Source organism: Pseudonocardia sp. C8 (genome assembly GCF_014267175.1).
Lineage (GTDB): Bacteria > Actinomycetota > Actinomycetes > Mycobacteriales > Pseudonocardiaceae > Pseudonocardia.
In genome coordinates this window covers 313,642-335,200 of record NZ_JACMTR010000002.1, presented here as the reverse complement: position 1 = coordinate 335,200, position 21,559 = coordinate 313,642, and the positions used below count along the sequence as shown (strand labels likewise).

The window sequence follows — 21,559 nt, the reverse complement described above, 5'->3', positions numbered from 1 at the left end:
GCGACGATCAACGACAGTGGCCGGACGGACGACATGTGCAAAGATTCGGCCATGGCCACCGCACCACACCGGGTCGGGGTGCTCGCCGTCGACGGGGTGATCGCGTTCGAGGTCGCGATCCCCGACCGGATCCTCGGCACCGCGACCGCGCCCGACGGCACCGCGCTCTACGACGTGCGGGTCGGATCCCTCGACGGCGGGCCGGTCCGCACCAGCTCGGGCTACCGGCTCCTGCCGGAGCACGGCCGGGAGGTGCTGGACGGCGCCGAGACCCTCGTCGTCCCGGCGGTCGCGGCCATGCCCGGCGGGCCGGGACCGGTCGGCGGGCCCGGACGCGACCCGGCCCCGGAGGTGCTCGAGCTGGTCCGGGCGGCAGCCGCGCGCGGGCGGGTGGTCGCCATCTGCACCGGGGCCTTCACCCTCGCGGCGGCCGGCGTGCTCGACGGGCGCCGCGCGACCACGCACTGGGCCCACGCCCACCGGTTCCGGCGGCGGTTCCCGCAGGTGGAGCTGGCGCCGGACGTCCTGTTCGTCGACGACGGCGACGTCCTCACCTCGGCCGGGGTCGCCGCCGGGATCGACCTGTGCCTGCACCTGGTGCGCCGCGACCACGGCGCCGACATCGCCGCCGCCACCGCACGTCGCAACGTGGTCGCGCCGTGGCGGGAGGGTGGGCAGGCCCAGTTCGTCGAGCACCGGTCCCCCGAGCCCGGCGGCACCGACACGGCCGCCGTCCGGGACTGGGCCCTCGCGCACCTCGACCGCCCGCTCGGCGTGGAGGAGCTGGCCGCGCGGGCGTCGATGAGCGTCCGGACGTTCACCCGGCGCTTCCGCGCGGAGACCGGGACCAGCCCCGGTCGCTGGCTGTCCGCGCAGCGCCTCGAGCTGGTGCGACGGCTGCTGGAGACCACCGACCTGCCGGTCGAGCAGGTCGCCGCCCGCTCCGGGTTCGGCACCACGGCGGCGCTGCGGCACCGGCTGCACACCGAGATCGGGATGGCGCCGCTGGCCTACCGGCGCTCGCACCGCGCTCCCCGCCCGTGACCGGTGGCCGCCGCGTGTGGCCCGGCGCACCGTCGGGGTCCGCGACCGCGTGCGGTGCTGCGACACTGGGTGCCGTGACCTCTCCAGCCGATCTGCAGATCCCCGCCGATCTCCTGCCGTCGGACGGCCGCTTCGGATGCGGCCCCTCCAAGGTGCGCACCGAGCAGCTCTCCGCGCTCGCCGCGACCGGTGACTCGCTGCTCGGCACCTCGCACCGGCAGAAACCGGTGAAGAGCCTGGTGGGACGCGTGCGGGCCGGCCTGTCCGAGCTGTTCTCGCTGCCCGAGGGCTACGAGGTCGTGCTCGGCAACGGCGGATCCACCGCCTTCTGGGACGCCGCCGCGTTCAGCCTGGTCCGGGAGCGCTCGCTGCACCTCACCTACGGCGAGTTCTCCCAGAAGTTCGCCGACACCACGACCGGGGCGCCGTTCCTGGCCGACCCGGTGATCGTCTCCGCCGACCCGGGCAGCGCACCGGCACCGACCACCGACCCCTCGGTGGACGTGCTCGCGTGGGCGCACAACGAGACGTCCACCGGCGTCGCCGTGCCGGTGACCCGGCCCGAGGGCACCACCGACGACCAGCTCGTCCTCATCGACGCGACCTCCGGGGCCGGCGGCCTGCCGGTGGACATGTCGCAGGCCGACGCCTACTACTTCGCCCCGCAGAAGGGCTTCGCCTCCGACGGTGGCCTCTACATCGCGCTGATGAGCCCGCGCGCCCTGGAGCGGGTCGCCGAGCTGAAGGCCTCCGACCGGTGGATCCCGCCGTTCCTGTCGCTGGCCACGGCCGTCGACAACTCCGCGAAGGACCAGACCTACAACACCCCGGCCCTCGCCACCCTGTTCATGCTCGCCGACCAGATCGACTGGCTGAACGGCCTCGGCGGGCTGGACGGCGCCGTCGCGCGGACCCGCGACTCGTCCGATCGGCTGTACTCGTGGGCGGAGAAGAGCCCGTTCGCGACGCCGTTCGTGGCCGACCCGGCGCACCGCAGCCTGGTGGTGGGCACGATCGACTTCGACGACACGGTCGACGCCGCCGCGGTGGCGGCCACGCTGCGGGCGAACGGGATCGTCGACACCGAGCCGTACCGGAAGCTGGGCCGCAACCAGCTGCGGATCGGGATGTTCCCGGCGGTCGAGCCGTCCGACGTCTCGGCGCTCACCGCGTGCGTCGACTGGGTCGTGGAGCGCCTCGGCTCCTGAGGGTCGCTCGCGGTGCTCCGACGCCGGCGCACGCCGGATCGCGCCGCCGCTGCTCGCTCGCGATCAGCACGATCCCGCCCTCGGCAGGGCCGGATCGTGCTGATCGACAGACTCCGACGCGGTGAGCAGCACGATTCGGCCCCCGGCAGGGCGAGAACGCGCTGATCGACCCGGCCGCCCCGGCCGATCAACACGAATCCGCCCCCGGCGAGGCCGGAACGTGCTGATCGACAGACTCTGTCGCGGCGAGCCGCACGATCCGGCCCCCGGCAGGGCGCGAACGCGCTGATCGACCCGGCTGCCCCCGGCGATCAGCACGAATCCGACACCGGCGAGGCCGGATCGTGCTGATCGACAGGCTCCGTCGCGGCGAGCCGCACGATCCGGCCGCCGGGACGGCGGGAGCGCGCTGATCGACTGCTGGAGCGGCGCGCGGGTGGCGCCCGAACCGTGCGAGCACGGCCTGGTCACGACGTCACCGGTACTGCTCGTGGCGGGGGCGCCACGACGAACCCGCACCGACCAGACAGACGCACGTTCCCGGACCTGCCGCGCCGTCCGTTGCACGATCGAAAGCGACACGTTGTAGTCACATCAGTAACACAGACCCCAACTTTCCCACCGACAACGCCACGTGGGAGCCTGCGCACGGTGAGTGACGCCACTCGCGTGTCCCACGGCCAGGTGGGACTCGGCGACCAGGCAGAACTCGCCCGGCGCGCCTCACCCGGCGCGGCGCCGTGGGGATCTACCGTCACCCGGACGGGGACGACAGCAGGAGGGCTGATCGATGCGCGCGTTGCGGGTCGTGGGGGTGACCGGGGACGGCTCGGTCGTCCTCGAGGACCCGGGGCGTCGCGAGCGCTACACGGTGCCGGCCGACGAGCAGCTGCGCGCTGCGGCACGTGGTGACGTGACCCGGCTCGGCCAGATCGCGATCGAGTTGGAGAGCCAGTTGCGCCCACGGGAGATCCAGGCCCGCATCCGGGGTGGTGCGTCGGTGGACGAGGTCGCGGCCGCAGCCGGGGTCCCGACCCAGAAGATCGAACGGTTCGCCTATCCGGTGCTCCTCGAACGGTCCCGCACCGCGGAGCTCGCGCAGGGCGCGCACCCGCAGCGGGCCGACGGGCCGGACACGCGCACCCTCGGCGAGACCGTCGCCCACACCTTCGGCCTGCGCGGGCAGGACTACACCACCGCAGGCTGGGACTCCTGGAAGGGCGAGGACGGCAAGTGGGTCGTCGTCCTGACCTGGCAGACCGGCCGGTCCGACAACGCGGCGCACTGGGCGTTCCAGCCCGGGGCGCACGGCGGGACCGTCGTCCCGCTCGACGAGCACGCGTCCGACCTGATCGAAGGCCTGCCGGCGCGGCCGCTGCGGCCGCTCGGCGCCGTCGTCGACATGGCCCGGGACGACGGCGACAACGACGAGACGCCCGAGCCCGCCGCCGCGGCGCCCGCCCGGGCCGTCGCCGGCGGGCAGGCACCCCCGTCCCCCGAGTCGTGGGCCGGCCGCGGGATCGCTCCCGAACAGCGCCGGTCGAGCACGCCGCCACGCCCCCGGGTGGAGACGCCGGCCCGCAGCGCGAGCCGCACCGACGGGATCCGTCCACCCGCCGCCGACGCGCCGGTGATCCCGCGGGTCGAGGAGACCGACGAGGACACGACCGCCGGGAACTCGTCCGGAGCACCGGACGACTCCGGGACCGGTGCACGCACGGCCGACGGCCCCGATCTCGGCTCGGTGTCCGGCACGAGCCCGGGTCCCGGCGTGGCCTCCGCGGCGAGCAACGGGGCCGCCCTTGCATCGGGTGCCGGCGTGGCCGATGGGGCCACCCGCTCCGACGATGCCGGTTCCCGGACGCCGGCGGGTGTCGACTCCTCCGTCGGTACCGGCTCCGCGGTGGCGGGTGCCGGCTCTCCCAACAGCTCCGCCGGCACGGGCACGGCGACGGCCGGCACCGATGCGGCGACACCGAGCAGCGGTGCGACGACGCCGGGCAGCGCCGCGGCGGCCCCGGGCACCGGTTCCGGCGACTCCGGATCCGCGGCCGGCACGGGCGCCCCCGCGGCGAGCTCCGCAGTGGACACGCCCGCGGCGGCGCCGACCGACGCCGCCTCGCCCACCGATACCTCCGCTGCACGCGCCGCCACGGGCACCGCCGCCTCCGCGAACACCGACTCCTCCGCGAACGCCGGCTCGTCCGCGGGCAGCGACTCCGCCGCGGTCACCGGCGCCTCCGCAGACAGCGGCTCCTCCGCGGACACCGGCGCATCCGCGGACACCGGCGCCTCCACCACCACCGCCTCCTCCACGGACAGCGGCGCCTCCGCAGTCACCGGCGCCTCCGCAGACACCGGCGCATCCACGGACACCGGCACGTCCACGGACACCGGCACGTCCGCAGAGAGCGCTGCCTCCGCCGGAACCGGCTCCTCCGCAGGCAGCGACTCCTCCCCTGCGGACACCGGCTCCGCCGGCAACGCCGCCGATGCGCCGGGCTCCACGCCGGCGACACCGCAAACCGGGGACGCCGCCACCACCGGAACCACGACGGCCCCCGTGACCGGCGAGAAGGCACCCGCCGCGGCGGCCGGGTCGGCCACGACCGATGCCCCATCCGATCAGGACACTCCGGCGGCGGACGCTTCGGCCGGCTCGACGATCTCGTCGACCGGCGACGACGCGGCGTCGACGGAACCGGCCACCGAACCGGCCGGTGACGCGGCGCCGAAGATCGAGGACCCGGCCCCCCGCCAGCGCAGCGGTTCCGCGTCCCGGCGGACGAAGAAGGGCAAGCCGGTCATGCCGTCCTGGGACGAGGTCCTCCTCGGCGTCCGCGGCCAGCGCTGACGCCGGCCGTACCCCTGCAGGCGTCGACCGGCCACCGGCGGTTCCGGACACCCCGGGCGAGCGGCCGGCAGGAGCCGGCACCCCGACCTCGATGCGCAGCGGCCAACCCGACGCGCGGACCGGCGCCGCGTCCGCCGGGGCCGCGCGTCGCGAGAACCGGCGGACCCGCCATGATCACCCGTTGCGGAGTGCAGCGTTCGGCAGCCGGGCGCAACACTCCTCAACGGGTGATCAAGCGTGGAAACGCAGCGCCGCACCCATCAGGGAGCCGATCATGTTCGGGGTCGCGCCGGTGTGCAGCTCCACGCGTTGACCTTCTACGCACCGGCGGCCGCGGGTCCCGCCCACAGGGCCACCGGCCTGCTGCCCGGCCGTCACCCGCCGCCGGTCACGGCGTGGAAGGCGACGGCCGCGGCCGTCGCCACGTTCAGCGAGTCCACACCGGTGGCCATCGGGATCCGCACCCGGCGGTCGGCGGCCGCAAGCGCCTCCGCGGTCAGGCCGGGCCCCTCGGCGCCCAGCAGCAACGCGACCCGCTCCCCCGCCAGACCGGCGCCGGCGAGGGGTTCGGCGCCCGCGTCCGGCGTCAGCGCAACCACGGCGAAGCCGTTGTCCCGCAACACATCGAGCGAGTCGGGCCAGGAGCCCTCCAGCCGGCCGAACGGGACCCGCAGCACGTGCCCCATCGACACGCGCACGCTGCGCCGGTAGAGCGGGTCGGAGCAACCCGGACCGAGCAGGATCCCGTCCACGCCGAGCGCCGCCGCGTTGCGGAACAGCGAGCCGAGGTTCTCGTGGTCCCCGACGCCCTCGCAGACCGCGACCGCGCGGGCCCCCGCCAGGAGCCCGGTGATGTCCGGCGCGGCGGCCCGGTCGGCCACCGCAAGCACCCCACGGTTGAGATGGAAGCCCACCGCCCGGGCCATCGTGTCGGCGTCAGTGGAGTACGCGGGCACGTCCAGCCGGTCGAGGTCGTCGGCGAGCTCCGCCAGGCGCCGCGGAACCCCGAGCAACGACCGCACCGGGTACGGCGAGTCCAGCAGCCGCCGTACGACCACCACACCTTCCGCGATGACCAGCCCGCGCCCGCCCGGGCGGTCCGGACGCCGGTCCGCGGTCGTGAGGTCTCGGTAGTCGTCGATGCGGGGATCGTTCGGGTCGTGAACGGTGGTGAGGATGGCCACGGCGTCCGATCGTCCCACGTCACAGACCGTTCGCCGCTCCTGGTCGCCCTTTCAGCCGGTACCGCCCGGTCCGGCGATGTGACACCGTGTAGTGCCGTCTCCCTCGAACCGGGTCCCTCCGGCCGGGTGAGGAGGCGCTCCCCGTCTGATGGAGGTCGGTTCGCGCATGGGCCAGGTGGTCGACCGGACGACGTTCACCCGGCGCGACCGCCAGCGATACCGGATCAAGGTGCAGCGGTGCCTGGACGCCCTGGAGGAGCTGCTCCGCACCTACCCGTTCCCCGACACCGAACCGATGACCGGTGTGGAGATCGAGTTCAACCTCGTCGGTCCGGAGCTGGCGCCGTCGCTGAACGGCCACGACGTCCTGGACACGATCAACCGGGGCGAGTGGCAGACCGAGCTCGGCCGGTGGAACCTCGAGCTGAACCTGCCCCCGCGGCCGTTGCCGGGCGACCAGTGGCGCCAGCTGGAGCACGAGCTGCTGGACCTGCTGGCCGGCGCCGGGTCGAAGGCCGGCGACCTCCGGACCCAGCTCACCATGATCGGGATCCTCCCGACCCTGGACACCGCCCACATGGTCGGCGACGCCATCTCGCCGGAGGACCGCTACCGGGCCCTCAACGACCAGATGCTCAACGCGCGCGGCGAGCCGATCCGGATCGACATCACCGGATGCGCCCCGGACGAGCGCGTCAACGCGGACTTCGACACGATCATCCCGGAGGCCGCCTGCACGTCGATGCAGCTCCACCTGCAGGTGGCGCCGTCCGAGTTCGGCCGGTACTGGAACGCCGCGCAGTGCCTGGCCGGCGTCCAGCTCGGTCTCGGGGCGAACTCGCCGTTCCTGCTGGGATCGCAGCTGTGGGCGGAGACCCGGATCCCGCTGTTCGAGCAGTCCTGCGACGTCCGGACCCCGGAGCTGCACAACCAGGGCGTCCGGCCGCGGGTCTGGTTCGGCGAACGCTGGATCGATTCCGTGCTCGATCTCTTCTCGGAGAACGCCCGCTACTTCCCGGCGCTGATGCCGCTCACCACCGACATCGACCCGGCGGCGCAGATGCGCGAGCACGGCTTCCCCACCCTGCCGGAGCTGACCCTGCACAACGGCACGATCTGGCGCTGGAACCGGCCCATCTACGACAGCACGGGCGAGACCCCGCACGTCCGGCTGGAGAACCGGGTGCTGCCCTCGGGGCCGACGACCGTCGACATGGTCGCGAACGCCCTGTTCTTCTACGGCCTGCTGCGCACCCTCGTGGAGGCCGACGACGAGCTCTGGCGGTCGGTGTCGTTCGAGGCCGCCCGGGAGAACTTCCAGACCGCGGCCCGGCACGGCATGGACGCTCCCCAGTACTGGCCCGGCACGGGATGGCTCCGTCCGGACGAGCTGGCCCTGCGCAAGCTCCTCCCGCTGGCGCACGACGGGCTGGTTCGCTGGGGCGTCAGCGGGGCCGTGTGCGACCGCTACCTGACCGTCCTCGAACGGCGGTGCGTGACCCGGCAGACCGGGTCGTCCTGGCAGGTCGCCACCGTCGCCGCGCTGGAGGACGCCGGCGCGGACCGCATCTCGGCGCTGCACGGCATGCTGGAGCGCTACCTCGCCCACTCCGCGGCGAACCAGCCGGTGCACGCCTGGGAGCTGCCCTCCTGACGTCCCGCTGAGCGGGCCGGTCGCCTTCACGATCGCGAAGCCGTTCCGCCGAGACCGCCCGGTGGACGGTCCGGAGTTCCTACCGTCCCCGTCCGCGCGACCCGCCCCGGGCGCGCGGTCCGGGACGGAGGGACATGTCCGCGCAGCAGTGCCGCACCCACCTGGCCGGTGACCCCGGCCCGGGTCGATGACACCGGCGGTGGCGATGTCCCCGTTCCGCCTGTTCGGGCGCCCGGCCCGACCGGATGCCGACGAGCCCGACCCCTGGCTGGACGACGTCCCGGACCCGTACCGGGCGGAGCCGCCGGGGGCCGGTGGCGTGGCCCCGCCCCACCCCGGCCCGTGGAACGGTGACACGACGTTCCGGCCCGGCGGCGCGGCCCCGCCCGACCCCTGGAACCGTGACACGACGTTCCGGCCCGGTGGCGCGGCGGGACCGGGTCACTCGGCCGGAACCGGCGACGGTGCCACCGGGTTCACGCCGGGGTCAGGGACCGCCGCGGGCCCGTTCGTCGCCGGTCCGGCGACGGCGGCGGCCCGCCCGTCACTGTGGACGGCGCAGCGGCCTCCCCAGGAACGGCCCGCGGAGCCGGAGCCGGTCACGGACCCGTTCGGGTTCCCGCCGGTGCCGGTGGCCGTCCCGGCCGACGACGTGGGCGCGCGCTGGGCCGCGTGGGCGCCGGATCCGGTCGTTCCGCCGCCTGTGGACCCGCCACCGGCCGCGAGCACGGACTCGCGGCGCAGTGCGGTGGCGCCGGCCGGGTCGGCGCCGACGGAGCGACCGGCGGAGCTGCATCGTGTGGTGCCGCCGCCCGCAGGGCCGCTGGCCACAGAACCGCCGCACACCGAAGGACCGCACACCGAAGGGCCGCACACCGAGGCTCCGGCGGCCGTGCCACACACGGAGATGCCGCACACGGAGATGCCGCGCGCGGTGGCAGCGGCCGCGGAGCCACCGGACGCCACCGGGCCACCGCGGCTCGGCGACGAACAGGACCCCCCGCCCGCGGACGGGGCCGGGATCGACCCCGCCGACGCGACCGCCCTGGCCTCGGCGTTCGCCGCCGACCTGCTGTCCTGGGACGAGGACGACCCCGCCCGCCGCGGCCGGGCGCTCGGCGCCCACCTGGCGTCCCCGGACGGGGCGGCCCTGCTCGGCTGGACCGGAACCGGCCGCCAGCGGGCCGACCTGGTGCTGCCCGGCCGGGTCCGCACGGACGGCGCGACCCTGCACGTCGAGGTCCGGGTGCGGGTCGTGCCGTACCGCCGGGTCGGTGCCCGCGCACCGGGCGCCCCCGAACCGGAGCCGGACCCGCCGCTCGGCGAGCCGGCCGCGGCCCCGGCCCCGTCGGCGCGCGGCTGGCGCGGGCTGGCGGCGCGCTGGGTGCGGATCGAGGTGGCGGTGACCCGGGACGGCGACCGGATCGTCGTCGCCGCCGGCCCGGCCGAACCGTCCCCGGCCGACCTGGCCGCCCGCGCACCGGGGCGGCCGCGGTGACCCGGCGGGCCCCGGCCGTCGGCGGGCTGGCCGGCGGTGTCGGGACGACGACCGTCGCCCGCGCCCTGCGCGGTCGCGACCTCGGCGTCGTCGCCGGCTCCGACCTCCTGCCGGACGTGCTGCTGTGCCGGGACACGGCCGCCGGGCTGGCCGCGGCGGCCCGGGTCGCCCCGGGTCCTGGCGCGGACGGTCCCGTGCTCGCGGTACACCCGGTCTCCCCGGAACCGGACGGTGTCGACGCCGGCGCGGCCGGGGCCGGCTGGGCCGCGGTCGTCGCGCTGCCGCTGGTCCCGGGGTGGGCCCGGGCCGCCGATCCGTGGGCGGAGGCGGGCGCCGTCCTGACCGGCCCGGTGGCGGCGACCGCGGTCCGCCGGTACGCCGACGCGCTCGGCCGGATCGTGGCCGCGCTGACGGCGGGCCACCGGCTGGACCGCCCGCTCGCCCCGCGTCACCGCGGGCCGCTGCGCCCGCTGCGGGGCGTGGTGCTCCTGCCCGGACGGGTGCGGTGAGCCGTGCGTGTCCTGGTCACCGTGCTGGCCGTCGCCGTGCTCCTCACCGGGGCGCCTGCGGTCGCCGCAGCCGGACCGGCACCGTCCGGGATGGACGAGGACGCGCTCCCGGCTGCGGCCCGGCCGCACCTCGGGCTGGTCACCGAGCTCACGACGGAGGACTGCCCGGAGCTCCCGGCGGCCTGGGTGCTGGCCCAGGTGCAGGCGGAGTCGGGCTGGGACCCGCAGCTGCGCACCGGCTCCGCGGCGGGCCTGCTGCAGGTGTCCGAACGGACCTGGGTCGCGGCCGGCGGCGCACCGTGGCCCGATCCCGCACTCACCGACCCGGCCGCGCACCTGCGGACCGTCGTGCCCTGGCTGTGCGCGACGCTGCGGGCCGCGGCCGGTCACCTGGCGACGACGCCGAAGGCCGTCCCGGTCCTGGACGCGATGCTCGTCTGCCACGTGGCCGGGTGCCGGCGGGTGACCGGATCGGTGTCCGGAGTGCCGGAACCGGGCGAGGCGGGCTGCTCGGCAGCGTGCTCGGCAGCGATCCGGCGCTACGTCGACGCGGTCCACGGCCTCGTCGCCCGGTACTCGGGGGCACCGGCCGTCGACGACCGCCCACGCGCCCCCGCGCCGCGCGCCCCGGTCCCGGACGCCCCCGCACCACGAGCCCCGCGCGCCGACCCGGCGACCGCCCCGGCACCCGCGTGGACCGGCGGCCGGACCGGCTGCAACCGGCCCGACCCGGTCCGCTCCGGCGGCTGCCTGACCGGCGCCACCGCGCACGGGCTGGCCGCGGCGAGAGCGGCCTTCGCCCCGGTCATCGACCAGGTCAGCTGCTGGGACGAGCACGCCCACAACCCCCGATCGGACCACCCGAAGGGACGCGCATGCGACCTGTTCACCGGCCCCCCGGGACGCTTCGCGGCGGGCCCGGACCTCGACGAGGGCTGGCGGATCACCCGCTGGTTCGCCGCCAACGCGGCACCGCTCAAGATCCGGTACGTGATCTGGCAGGGCCGCTACTGGGCCCCCTCGGTGCGCGACGACGGCACCGGCTGGGGCCGGCGCTACACCGGCGGCGGCGTCTACGACACGTCCGACCCGACCGGCGGGCACTACGACCACGTGCACGTCAGCTTCGCGGAATGACCACATGAGACGCGCGCTCCCGCTCCTGGTGCTGGCCGCCGTGCTCGTGGCGCCGCTCGCGTTGCTGGTGCCGGTCTTCCTGCCCGGTGAGCCGCCGGCCGCGGTCCTGACCTCGGCGGACCGGGCCGCGATCGGGGATCCCGGCGTCGAGCGCGGGGCCGATCCGGCGCCGGTGGCGGCGCTGCCCTCGTCGGCGGCCGCGGTCGCGGTCGCGCACCTGCGTGCGGCGCACGCCGCCGGACCGGACGACACCGGCCGCAGCCGCCGCGACGCCGTGGCCCACGCCGAGCCGGGCAGCCCGGCCGCCGCCGGGACTCCGGTGCTCGATCCCCCGGGCCCCGGCGAGCGCCGGATCGCCGAGGTCGACGCGTTGGAGCCGGCCGGGAGCGGGCGCGGGCGGACGGCGTTCGTGGCCACCGTCCGGACGACCACGGCGGCTCCCGGTGCCACGCCGCGGACCCAGCGGTGGCGCACCCGCGTCGTGTTGCGGCACGGGCCGGACGGCCGATGGCGGGTCACTGCCGACGCCCCGATCACCCCCGACACGCCCGACGTGGGCGACTGACCCGAGGACACCTGCGATGACGGCCGACGAGCTCGCGGAGCTGATCAAGAAGCTGGTTGCCGAGGGCGTGACCGTCCTGCTGTTCGTCCTCGGGCCGGGTGGCGAACCGGTCGCGGTGACACCGGGCGGCGAGCCCGCCCCGCCGGTGTCGTCCGGGCGGGACGGTCCGCGGGAGCGGCCGCCGCTCGACCTGGACCCCACACCGCCGGGCACCGGGACGACTGAACCGGCACCATCGGCGACCGAACCGGCACCATCGGGCACCGGCACCACCGAGCCACCGTCGGGGACCGCACCACCACCCCCCGGCACGACGACGAGGGACGGAGCAGCAGCCGTGACGACCGAGGGCACCACCGCCGCCGCGAAGCTGGGCTGGGGCGACCCCGTCCGCACCGACGACTTCACCGACGGGGCGTCCGGCTGGAACGTCTACGACGGCCCCGGCCACGCGGGCAACGGTCGTCGCACGCCGGACGCGGTGAGCGTCGCCGACGGCATCCTCACGATCACCGGCGACGCCGACGGCAACACCGCCGGGATGGCGTGGACCGAGGGCAGCCAGCAGTACGGGCGCTGGGAGGGACGGGTGAAGGCTCCGGCGTCGGACCCGTCGTACAACGCGCTGCTGCTGCTCTGGCCGACCGCGGAGAACTTCCCGGAGGGCGGCGAGATCGACTTCATGGAGATGATGGACCCGTCCCGGCAGAAGACGAACATCTTCGTCCACTACGGGGCCGACAACTCCCAGATCGACGGCGCGGTCGACGTCGACGCCACCGAGTGGCACAACTGGGCCGTCGAGTGGACGCCGGAGCGGATCACCGCCTACCTCGACGGCGAGCCGTGGTTCGAGACCACCGACCAGGCCGTCCAGCCGCCGGGGCCGATGCACCTGTGCATCCAGCTCGACTGGTTCCCGAAGGGCGGGTCGGTGCAGGAGTCGGTGATGCACGTCGACTGGGTCCGCCAGTACGCACCGGGCTGAGCCGCCTCTCAGCTCGCCCACAGGCAGCCCCTTCTAGCGTGACGTCGATCGCGTGACGACAGGAGGACGGCGTGCACCAGAAGGCTCCCGAGCGGGCACGGCACCGCGCCCCGGACGACCCGGAGGCACCGGGACGCCGTCGCTGGCCGATGGTGCTGGGCACCGTGCTGGCCGTGGGCGCGCTCGCCGGGACGGTCGGCGTCGCCGCCAACCTCGACCTGCTCGGCGGGGCCCCGGAGCCCGCGCCGGCCCCGCCGCCGTCCGCGGCACCGCCCGCGCCGGGCGGGATGCACGACCAGGAGCGCCCGGACCAGGTCGGGGCGCTCGACCCGGCGTCCCGGTCGGACGCCGAGGCCGCCGTCCGCCACGGCTGGCGGATGGTCGCCGGCGACGAGTTCGACGGCGCGGCGCTCGACCCGGCCCGCTGGGCCCCGTACACCGGGGAGACCACCGGCGGGAACGGCCGGCACCGGGCCGAGAACATCAGCCTGCGCGACGGCGAGCTCGTCCTCACCAGCCGCGGGCGCACGTCGGCCGGGCTGCACTGGAAGGGCGGCATGCAGTACGGCCGCTGGGAGATCCGGGCCAAGACCAACCCCGGCACCGGGTACGGCGACGTCGCGCTGCTCTGGCCGGTCGCCGAGGACTGGCCCGAGGGCGGCGAGCTCAACTTCATGGAGATCCCGAAGGGCGACCGCGCCGAGACGCACACGATCGTCCACTACGGCGAGGACAACAGCCAGGTCGGCAAGTCGATCCGGGGCGACTTCACGCAGTGGCACACCTACGCGGTCGAGTGGCTGCCGGACCGGGTCGTGTTCTACATCGACGGCCAGGAGGTCTTCCGGACCACCGACCCCGACCACATCCCGCCGCGCCCGATGCACCTGGCGTTGCAGCAGGACATCGGCCCGTACGGCAAGGACTGGATCCCGCCGCTCGACGAGTCCTCTCCGGACGAGCTGGACTTCCAGGTGGACTGGGTGCGGATCTACGCACCCTGACCGGACAAGAAGGAGGCCCCGGCTCCGATGAGGAGCCGGGGCCTTCTCCTGTCCCGAACTGACGCGCCGCTCCCACCACGAAGCGACACCGCAGAAGTTAGCTCAGCCTTGCCTTACTTCGCAAGTCCTACTGGAGCAGGTCCCGCAACGGTCCCACGCCGAAGTATCCGACGAACAGCACCGCGACCACCCACATCAGCGGGTGGACCTGCCGGGCCCGGCCGGTCGCCGCGGCCAGCGCCACGTAGCTGATGAACCCGGCGCCGATGCCGTTCGCGATCGAGTAGGTGAACGGCATGACCGTCACCGTGAGGAACACGGGGATCGCGGTCTGCAGGTCGTCGAGCGTGATCGAGGTGACCTGCCGGAACATCAGCGCACCGACGACGACCAGCGCCGGGGCCGCCGCCTCGACCGGCACGATCGCGTACAGCGGCGTGAAGAACATGGCCAGCAGGAACAGCAGGCCGGTCAGCACGTTCGCCAGGCCGGTCCGGGCGCCCTCGGCGATCCCGGCGGCGGACTCCACGAACAACGTGTTCGACGACGCCGACCCGGCCCCACCGGCCACGGCGCCCGCCCCCTCGACGACCAGGGCCTTGCCGACGTCGGGGAGCTTGTCGTTCTCGTCGGTCAGCCCGGCCTGCTTGCCGAGCCCGGTCAGCGTGCCCATGGCGTCGAAGAAGTTCGCCAGCACCAGCGTGAAGATCAGCAGGACGACCGTGATGATGTCGAGCCGCGCGAACGCCCCGAACGAGACCTGGCCGACCAGCGACAGGTCCGGCAGCCCGACGACCTGGTCGGGCAGTGTCGGCACGGCCAGCGACCAGCCCTTCGGGTTGTCCTGCCCGGCCGGGCCGACCTGCGCGATCGCCTCGACGATGATCGCGATCACGGTGTTGACGACGACACCGATCAGGATCCCGGCGCGCACGCCGCGGGCCACGAGCACGCCGACGATCACGAGCCCGAGGACGAACACGAACGTCGGCCAGGACGCGATGGATCCGTCGATGCCCAGCCCGACGGGGACGGTGGTGTTGGCCGCGTCCGGCAGCCGGCGGACGAAGCCGGCGTCGACCAGCCCGATCAACGCGATGAACGCGCCGATGCCGACCGCCATCGCGGTCTTCAGCTCGGTGGGGACGGCGTTGAACACCGCCGTCCGGAAGCCGGTGGCGGCCAGGATCACGATGATGATGCCGTCGATCACGACCAGGCCCATGGCCTCCGGCCAGGTCATCATCGGGGCGATGGTCACGGCGAGCAGGGTGTTGATCCCGAGACCGGTGGCGATGGCGAACGGGTAGTTCGCGATCACGCCGAAGAGGATCGTCATCACGCCCGCGACCAGGGCCGTCACCGCGGCGACCTGGGCCACCGGCAGGATCCCGCCGAGGGCGTCGGCCTTCGCCGACGGGTCGGTCGGGGTGACGCTGCCGAGGATCAGCGGGTTCAGGACGATGATGTAGGCCATCGCCATGAACGTGACGAGTCCCCCGCGCAGCTCCCGGGGAATCGTGGACCCGCGCTCGGACACGCGGAAGTAGCGCTCGATCACGGCGACACCCTAGACGCGGCCCGACGGCGGCCGTGCCGCCCGGGGAACGACTACCCTGTCGTGGTGTGACGGCCTCCGAGCACGGCGTGCCCCCGCCCCCGCCGCCGCTGCCGTCGCGCTTCTACGAGTCCCCACCGGTGATCGTCGGCGGGATGGCGTTGTGGGCGGTCGCGGCCGGCATCGCGTTCCTGGTGTCGGTGGTGACCGGCGGCCCGCTCGGCGCGGTGTTCTGGACCAGCGTCGCCGGTCTCGGCGTCGGCCTGTTCGGGGCGGCGGTGTTCATCGCGCAGCGGGCTGCCGCGCGCCGCGGTGACCGGTCGGCGCAGCGCGGGGTGGAGCCCGGCTGAGCTCTAGGCTCGCGGACATGATCGACGCGAACGACCGCCCGACCGCCGTCGTCACCGGGGCCTCCTCCGGGATCGGTGCCGCCACCGCCCGCGCGCTGGGGGCGGCGGGCTTCCACGTCGTGCTCGGCGCGCGCCGGGTGGAACGCTGCACCGAGATCGCCGAGGAGATCGGCGGCACCGCGCTGCCGCTCGACGTCACCGACGCCGGGTCGGTGGCCGCTCTCGACGCGGCCGTCCCGGAGGCGAAGCTCCTGGTCAACAACGCCGGCGGCGCCAAGGGGCTGGAGCCGGTCGCCGAGGCCGACGAGGAGGCCTGGCGCTGGATGTGGGAGACGAACGTGCTCGGCACCCTGCGCCTGACGAAGGCGTTCCTGCCCAAGCTGGAGGCGTCCGGGGACGGCCACGTCGTCACCGTCACCTCGATCGCCGCCCTCGACTTCTACGACAACGGCGCCGGCTACACCGGGGCCAAGCACGCCCAGGCGATGCTGCACCGCACGCTGCGCGGGGAGCTGCTGGGCCGGCCGATCCGGCTCACCGAGATCTGCCCGGGCATGGTCGAGACCGAGTTCTCCGAGGTCCGGTTCGGCGGGGACGCCGAGCGGGCGGCGCAGGTCTACCAGGGCCTGACGCCGCTGAGCGCCGCCGACGTCGCGGACACCATCGCGTTCGCCGCCACCCGGCCCTCGCACGTCAACATCGACCAGATCGTGATCAAGCCGCGCGACCAGGCGTCCGGGACGCGGCGGCACCGCACCAGCTGACCGGCGCACACCGGCCGGCGCCCCGCTCGCCCGTTCGCACCGGGTCGGAGCGGCACCGGTCAGGCCAGCGCCGCCACGGTGGCCCGCAGATCCGGGGTGCCGGTGTAGTAGTGCGGTGCGAACCGGATGCCCCCGCCGCGGAGCGAGCACCGGACACCGGCCTCGAGCAACCGGGGGTGCGCCGCCTCGGCGTCGCCCCCGGTGGCGACGAGGATGCCCGACCAGGTCTCCGGCCGGGGATCACGCCGGGCCGTCCACCCCCGTTCCGCGAGGAGCTCGGCGAGCTCGGCGGTCCGGTCCAGCACGTGTGCCTCCACCCGGGCCGGGCCGATCTCCAGGGCGAGGGTGACGGCGGCGAGCAGGCCCGCGATCCCCGCCACGTTCTCCGTGCCCGACTCGAGGCGGCGGGCGTCGCGGGCGAGATCGGGTTCGGAACCGAACCGGAAGGGTTCCTGCACGCTGAGCCAGCCCACCGTGGACGGCCGCAGGTCGCGCAGCGCCCGCGGCGAGAGGTGGACGAACCCGATCCCCAGCGGACCGAGCATCCACTTGTGCGCGCTCGCCGCGAGCACGTCGATCCCCGACCCGTCGGTGTCGATCACGAGGGCACCGACGGCCTGCGTGCCGTCGACGACCAGCAGGCAGTCCCGCTGCCGGCACGCGTCCCCGAGGGCGGCCAGGTCGTTGCGGTGGCCGGAGGAGTACTGGACCGCGCTGACGGCGACGACCCGGGTGCGCGCGTCGATCGCCGCGAGGATGTCCCCGGTGGGGGCGCGGCCGTCGCGCATCGGGACCCGGCGCAGCTCGACCCCGCGCGGCTGCAGGTGCACCCACGGGTAGAGGTTCGACGGAAACTCCCCGGCCGGGACGACGACGTTGTCGCCCGCGGCCCAGCAGATCCCGTTCACGACGAGCGCCAGACCGGTCGAGGTGTTCTGGGTGAACGCCACCCGGTCCGCGTCGCCGCCGACCAGCTCTGCCACGGCGCGCCGTGCGGCGACGAGCTCGGCGGCCCGGTCGGCCGCGTCGGCGATCCCCCGCAGCTGGTGGCGGGACACGGCGTGGGCCATCGCGTCGGCGACCCGGGTGGAGACGATCCCGACCGCCGCGGCGTCGAGGTAGACGGCGGCGTCGGCGCCCGGGTACAGCTCCCGCCGGAGTCCGTTCACCGCGCCGACGATAGAGGGCCTACAGCGTCTCCTCCGAGCGGCGGCGCTGTTCGGCGTCGTCGGCGGGCTCGTTCCCGTCGAGCGCGCCGGCGATGCGCTCCTCGGACTCGCGCAGGATCTCTTCCGCGTCCGGGTCGGTGCCGCGCTCCTCCGGCAGCGGTGTCCGGGTCTCGGCGCGGTCGGTGGGGACGTCCGGGTTCTCGGGGCTGCTCATGGGCACCGGGGTACCCACTGCGAGTGCCTCGTCAAGCAATGTTGGTGCGGAAATCGGTGGATCCAGGGGTTCGCCGGCAAGGCGCCGGCCGGGCCCAGTACGGAGGTACTCGGCCCGGTCGGCAACGCCGCCGGCGGGCGCCTGGGCCGCCGAGTTCCGTGCCGAACGTTGCTTGACGGGGCACTAGAACGCGGACAACCTCTGCCACTGCTCCCAGGAGCGCGTCCAGTCCGAGACGTCGCCGTCCCGGGGTGAGAGCCGGACGGGCGTGCCGGTGACCTCGACCGGGTCGCCGTACTGCACCGTGTCGTAGTACGCCTTCGCGTCGGCGGGCGAGAGGTTCACGCAGCCGTGGGTGACGTTCGCGCTGCCCTGCGCCGAGGCCGACGCCGGGTTCGCGTGGATGAACTCGCCGTTGTTGTTGATCCGGACCGCCCACTTCTGGACGACGTCGTAGCCGTACCGCGCCGAGGTCATCCGCTTGTCCGTGAACTTCTCGGTGACGACGTGGACCCCGGAGCGGGTGCTGCGGCCCGGGTCGGCGGACACGCCGTACGACGCGGGGTAGGTCGCGACCGGCCGGCCGTCGCGCAGGACGGCCATCCGGAACGACCGGGCGTCGGCCTTCACGACCTGGGCGCGGCCGATCCGGAACGACGTGCTCAGGTCGGCGGCACCGACGTTCCCGCCGCCGAAGGGGACGCCCTCCAGCGGGGCGTCGACCCGCACCTGGGTCCCGGCCGGCCAGTACTCCTTCGGACGCCAGTGCACCCGCGAGCCGCCGTTCTCGTCGGGCAGCCAGCCCCAGGACCCCTCGACCGGGGTCGACGTGGTCACCCGCAGGGCCCGCTCGACGGCCGCCCGGTCGTCGACGTGCCGGGCGAACCGGATCTCGATCGGCGCGGCGATCCCGACGGTGCGGCCGTCGCCGATGTTGAGCGTGCCGCGGACCGGGCGGGCCGGTGGAGCCGGCGGCGGACCCGGCGCGGGCGCGGCGGCCCGGGCGGGTCCGGCCGGTGCGGCGGGCGCGGCGCCCCGGGCCGGGGTCCCGGCGAGGACGACGGCGCCCACCACCCCGAGCACCACGATCATCGTCACCAGCAGGACCAGCAGCCGTCGCACCCCTCCCCCTTCTCGGACGCTTGCGTTCCGCAACCGACCGTAGGGCGGGTGCACCGCCGTCGCGTCCCGAGCAGGCCGATCGTGGGGAGGAACACCGCTACACGGCGCAGTTCACCAGCACGGGCTCGGGGTGCAGCACCACACCGAACCGGTCCGCGACCCCGTCGCGCACCTCCCGGGCCAGCGCCAGCAGGTCGGCGGTCGTGCCGCCGCCGCGGTGGGTGAGGGCCAGGACGTGCCGGCTCGACAGCGCCACCCGCCCGCCCGGGCCGGCGTGCCCGCGGGCGAACCCGGCGTTCTGGATCAGCCCGGCGGCGGACAGCTTGACGCACCCCTCGCCGGCCGGCCACGCGGCCAGGCCCTCGACCTGCGGTGCGTCGGCCACCGGAAGGATCGGGTTGGTGAAGAACGACCCGGCCGACCAGGTGTCGTGGTCGGCGGCGTCGAGCACCATGCCCTTGCCGCGGCGGAGGCCGAGCACGGCCTCCCGCGCGGCCGCGGGCTCGACCCGGGTCTCCGGTGCGACGCCGAGGGTGCGGGCCAGCTCGGCGTAGCGGATCGGGGCGGAGCGGCCGTCGGCCCGCAGCGCGAACCGGACCCGCAGGACGATCGCGTCGTCGTTGCCCTTGAGCACGCTGGTCCGGTACGCCAGGCCCAGCTCGGCGGCCGGCACGTGCTCGCGCACCGTGCGGGTGCGGCGGTCGTAGAGGTCGACGTCGACGAGCAGGTCCGCGACCTCGACACCGTAGGCGCCGACGTTCTGCACCGGGGTGGCGCCGGTGCGCCCGGGAATGCCGGACAGGCACTCCAGCCCGCCGAACCCGTCGGCGACGGTGGCGGCGACGACGTCGTCCCAGTCCTCGCCGGCGTCGACGGTGGCCACCACGACGTCACCGGCGCATTCGTAGCTCAGGCCGCGGCCGGCGAGCAGGACGGCCGTGCCGTCGAAGCCGTCGTCGGCCACGACCAGGTTCGATCCCCCGCCGACCAGCAGCACCCGCTCGCCGGCGGCGTCCGCGGACCCGACGGCGTCCACCACCTCGCGCGGCCCCTCGGCGCGGACGATCCGGGCGGCCGGGCCGCCGAGCCGCAGCGTCGTGTGCGCGCTCAGCAGCGGGTCGGTCGTGGTCGTTGCGGGGGAACTCACGGGAGGAACGGTAACCTGCGCGCATGCCGCGCTCGCTCGACCACCGCGCCACCTCCCCGCATCCGGCCGCCGCGGTCTACGCGGCATGGGTGGACCGGGACCTGCTCGAGAAGCAGCTGCAGCACATGGGTGGCCCGGGCGCGGGGGTCACCGCGTACGAGCCGACCCCGGGCGGCGTCCGCTACACGCTGCGGCACGGCATCCCCGCCGAGCACCTGCCGCAGGTCGTCACGTCGTTCATCCCCGGCGGCGACCTGAAGATCGACCGCACCGAGGAGTGGAAGGACGCCGGGGACGGGCGCTACGACGGCACCGGCACCGTCAAGGTCGTCGGCACGCCGGCGACGGCGCGGTCGGTGATGCGGATCGCCGACGTCGACGGCGGGAGCGAGATCCGGATCCGGGCCGAGGTCACGGTCAAGGTGCCGTTCATCGGCGCGAAGATCGAGGACGCGGTGGCCGGGCAGATCGAGCAGCTGCTCGCCGCGGAGACCGAGTTCACGCTGAGCCAGATCCCGTGAACCCCGAGCGCCGCTTCGTCATCACGCTGTCCTGCCCGGACCGCACCGGCATCGTCGCGCGGATCGCGACGTTCCTCGCCGGGCTCGGCGCCTCGATCACCGAGGCCGCCTACCACGCCGACGTCGAGGCCGGGATGTTCTGCACCCGCCAGGTCGTCGACGCCGACTCGGTCCCCTGCGACGTCGACGAGCTGCGCGAACGGTTCGCCCCGGTCGCGGCCGAACTCGGCGGGGTGCACCGGATCGCCGACTCCGGCGTCCGCAAGCGCGCGGTGCTGCTGGTGACGAAGGACCAGCACTGCCTGCACGACCTGCTGGGCCGGGTGTGGGCCGGGGAGCTCCCGGTCGAGATCACGAAGGTGATCGGCAACCACCGGTTGCTGGAGCCGGTCGTCACCGCGCACGGGGTGCCGTTCCACCACGTTCCGTTCCCGGCGGCCGACGACCCGATGCGGGAGCAGGGCAAGGTGACGGCGTTCGAGGAGATCCGCGAGCTGGTCGACGCCGACGACCCGGACGCGATCGTCCTCGCCCGGTTCATGCAGGTCCTGCCCGCGCACCTGTGCGAGGCCTGGGCCGGTCGGGCGATCAACATCCACCACAGCTTCCTGCCCTCGTTCGCCGGGGCGCGGCCGTACCACCAGGCGCACCGGCGCGGGGTGAAGCTGATCGGCGCGACCTGCCACTACGCCACCGCCGACCTCGACGCGGGCCCGATCATCGAGCAGGACGTCATCCGGGTCGACCACGGCGACACCGCCGCCGACATGGTGCGGCGCGGGCGGGACATCGAGCGGCTGGTGCTGGCCAGGGGACTGCGCTGGCACCTGGAGGACCGGGTGCTGATCCAGGGCAACCGGACCGTGGTGTTCCACTAGCCCCCGCACCGGGGCACGCCTCGCCGCCCCGCCCCGCCGCGCCGCCCCGAGAATCCCGCGGCGGCGGACGAGGCAGTGGGGCGGGACGGGGCGGCGCAACGGGGGCGGTGCGGCGCGACGGACCCGGATACGACGGAGCGCCCGCCCCACGTCGTGCGGGGCGGGCGCTCTGCGCACCGGCGCGCCGCGCG

The 21,559-nt window shown here is 75.0% G+C and carries 20 protein-coding genes; 14 read left to right on the top strand and 6 right to left on the bottom strand.

The window, feature by feature from the left end:
- The first annotated feature begins 51 nt into the window (after positions 1–51).
- From H7X46_RS02265 to sepH, 3 genes are all read left to right on the top strand, one after another.
- Entirely contained in the window at positions 52–1,044 is a 993-nt protein-coding gene (locus H7X46_RS02265) for a GlxA family transcriptional regulator (protein ID WP_186357812.1), read from the top strand.
- A 74-nt stretch (positions 1,045–1,118) separates the two neighbouring features.
- Positions 1,119–2,252: a phosphoserine transaminase gene (gene serC / locus H7X46_RS02260; protein ID WP_186357811.1), complete on the top strand. Its 1,134-nt coding sequence runs from the start codon at positions 1,119–1,121 to the stop codon at positions 2,250–2,252.
- A gap of 790 nt (positions 2,253–3,042) precedes the next feature.
- Positions 3,043–5,106 carry a septation protein SepH gene (gene sepH / locus H7X46_RS29325; protein ID WP_255426067.1) on the top strand — a complete coding sequence of 688 codons (2,064 nt, stop codon included), beginning with the start codon at positions 3,043–3,045 and terminating at the stop codon, positions 5,104–5,106.
- 374 nt (positions 5,107–5,480) lie between these two features.
- Here sepH and H7X46_RS02250 read toward each other — a convergent pair whose 3' ends face one another.
- Entirely contained in the window at positions 5,481–6,290 is an 810-nt protein-coding gene (locus H7X46_RS02250; protein ID WP_186362390.1) for an RNA methyltransferase, read from the bottom strand.
- 148 nt (positions 6,291–6,438) lie between these two features.
- On the opposite strand from H7X46_RS02250, the gene H7X46_RS02245 reads away from it, so the two are divergent.
- From H7X46_RS02245 to H7X46_RS02215, 7 genes are all read left to right on the top strand, one after another.
- Positions 6,439–7,944 (top strand): glutamate--cysteine ligase, encoded by a 1,506-nt coding sequence (locus H7X46_RS02245; RefSeq protein ID WP_255426066.1) that lies wholly within the window; start codon positions 6,439–6,441, stop codon positions 7,942–7,944.
- Positions 7,945–8,149: 205 nt separating this feature from the next.
- Positions 8,150–9,442, top strand: coding sequence for a hypothetical protein (locus H7X46_RS28985; protein WP_222131169.1), 1,293 nt, complete (start codon positions 8,150–8,152; stop codon positions 9,440–9,442).
- The gene (locus tag H7X46_RS02235) at positions 9,439–9,951 is read left to right on the top strand and encodes a hypothetical protein (RefSeq protein WP_186357809.1); all 513 of its coding nucleotides are present in this window, start codon (positions 9,439–9,441) and stop codon (positions 9,949–9,951) included. The genes H7X46_RS28985 and H7X46_RS02235 overlap by 4 nt, the downstream gene beginning before the upstream one ends.
- Positions 9,952–9,954: 3 nt before the next feature.
- On the top strand, positions 9,955–11,088 hold the full coding sequence (locus tag H7X46_RS02230) for a hypothetical protein (protein ID WP_186357808.1): 1,134 nt from the start codon (positions 9,955–9,957) through the stop codon (positions 11,086–11,088).
- Positions 11,089–11,092: 4 nt separating this feature from the next.
- A complete protein-coding gene (locus H7X46_RS02225) occupies positions 11,093–11,653 on the top strand; it encodes a hypothetical protein (protein WP_186357807.1) in 561 nt (186 codons plus the stop codon).
- 16 nt (positions 11,654–11,669) lie between these two features.
- The gene (locus H7X46_RS02220) at positions 11,670–12,641 is read left to right on the top strand and encodes a glycoside hydrolase family 16 protein (RefSeq protein ID WP_222131168.1); all 972 of its coding nucleotides are present in this window, start codon (positions 11,670–11,672) and stop codon (positions 12,639–12,641) included.
- A 71-nt stretch (positions 12,642–12,712) separates the two neighbouring features.
- The gene (locus H7X46_RS02215; RefSeq protein WP_186357806.1) at positions 12,713–13,645 is read left to right on the top strand and encodes a glycoside hydrolase family 16 protein; all 933 of its coding nucleotides are present in this window, start codon (positions 12,713–12,715) and stop codon (positions 13,643–13,645) included.
- Between the two features lie 127 nt (positions 13,646–13,772).
- Here the strand turns inward: H7X46_RS02215 and H7X46_RS02210 are convergent, their stop codons facing one another.
- Positions 13,773–15,206 carry an NCS2 family permease gene (locus tag H7X46_RS02210; protein ID WP_186357805.1) on the bottom strand — a complete coding sequence of 478 codons (1,434 nt, stop codon included), beginning with the start codon at positions 15,204–15,206 and terminating at the stop codon, positions 13,773–13,775.
- A 65-nt stretch (positions 15,207–15,271) separates the two neighbouring features.
- On the opposite strand from H7X46_RS02210, the gene H7X46_RS02205 reads away from it, so the two are divergent.
- Complete coding sequence (locus H7X46_RS02205) at positions 15,272–15,553, top strand: DUF2530 domain-containing protein (RefSeq protein ID WP_370588567.1); 282 nt, start codon at positions 15,272–15,274, stop codon at positions 15,551–15,553.
- A 17-nt stretch (positions 15,554–15,570) separates the two neighbouring features.
- Positions 15,571–16,317: an SDR family NAD(P)-dependent oxidoreductase gene (locus H7X46_RS02200; protein WP_186357804.1), complete on the top strand. Its 747-nt coding sequence runs from the start codon at positions 15,571–15,573 to the stop codon at positions 16,315–16,317.
- A gap of 59 nt (positions 16,318–16,376) precedes the next feature.
- On the opposite strand, the gene H7X46_RS02195 is transcribed toward H7X46_RS02200, so the two are convergent.
- From H7X46_RS02195 to H7X46_RS02180, 4 genes are all read right to left on the bottom strand, one after another.
- Complete coding sequence (locus tag H7X46_RS02195; protein ID WP_186357803.1) at positions 16,377–17,486, bottom strand: aminotransferase class V-fold PLP-dependent enzyme; 1,110 nt, start codon at positions 17,484–17,486, stop codon at positions 16,377–16,379.
- Between the two features lie 19 nt (positions 17,487–17,505).
- Positions 17,506–17,700 (bottom strand): hypothetical protein, encoded by a 195-nt coding sequence (locus H7X46_RS02190; protein ID WP_186357802.1) that lies wholly within the window; start codon positions 17,698–17,700, stop codon positions 17,506–17,508.
- A gap of 183 nt (positions 17,701–17,883) precedes the next feature.
- Complete coding sequence (locus tag H7X46_RS02185; RefSeq protein ID WP_370588566.1) at positions 17,884–18,822, bottom strand: Ig-like domain-containing protein; 939 nt, start codon at positions 18,820–18,822, stop codon at positions 17,884–17,886.
- 97 nt (positions 18,823–18,919) lie between these two features.
- Positions 18,920–19,969: a UDP-N-acetylmuramate dehydrogenase gene (locus H7X46_RS02180; RefSeq protein ID WP_370588565.1), complete on the bottom strand. Its 1,050-nt coding sequence runs from the start codon at positions 19,967–19,969 to the stop codon at positions 18,920–18,922.
- A 23-nt stretch (positions 19,970–19,992) separates the two neighbouring features.
- On the opposite strand from H7X46_RS02180, the gene H7X46_RS02175 reads away from it, so the two are divergent.
- A complete protein-coding gene (locus tag H7X46_RS02175; RefSeq protein WP_186357800.1) occupies positions 19,993–20,490 on the top strand; it encodes a DUF2505 domain-containing protein in 498 nt (165 codons plus the stop codon).
- The gene (purU, locus tag H7X46_RS02170; RefSeq protein WP_186357799.1) at positions 20,487–21,368 is read left to right on the top strand and encodes a formyltetrahydrofolate deformylase; all 882 of its coding nucleotides are present in this window, start codon (positions 20,487–20,489) and stop codon (positions 21,366–21,368) included. Before H7X46_RS02175 ends, purU begins: the two co-directional genes overlap by 4 nt.
- The last annotated feature ends 191 nt before the right edge of the window (positions 21,369–21,559 follow it).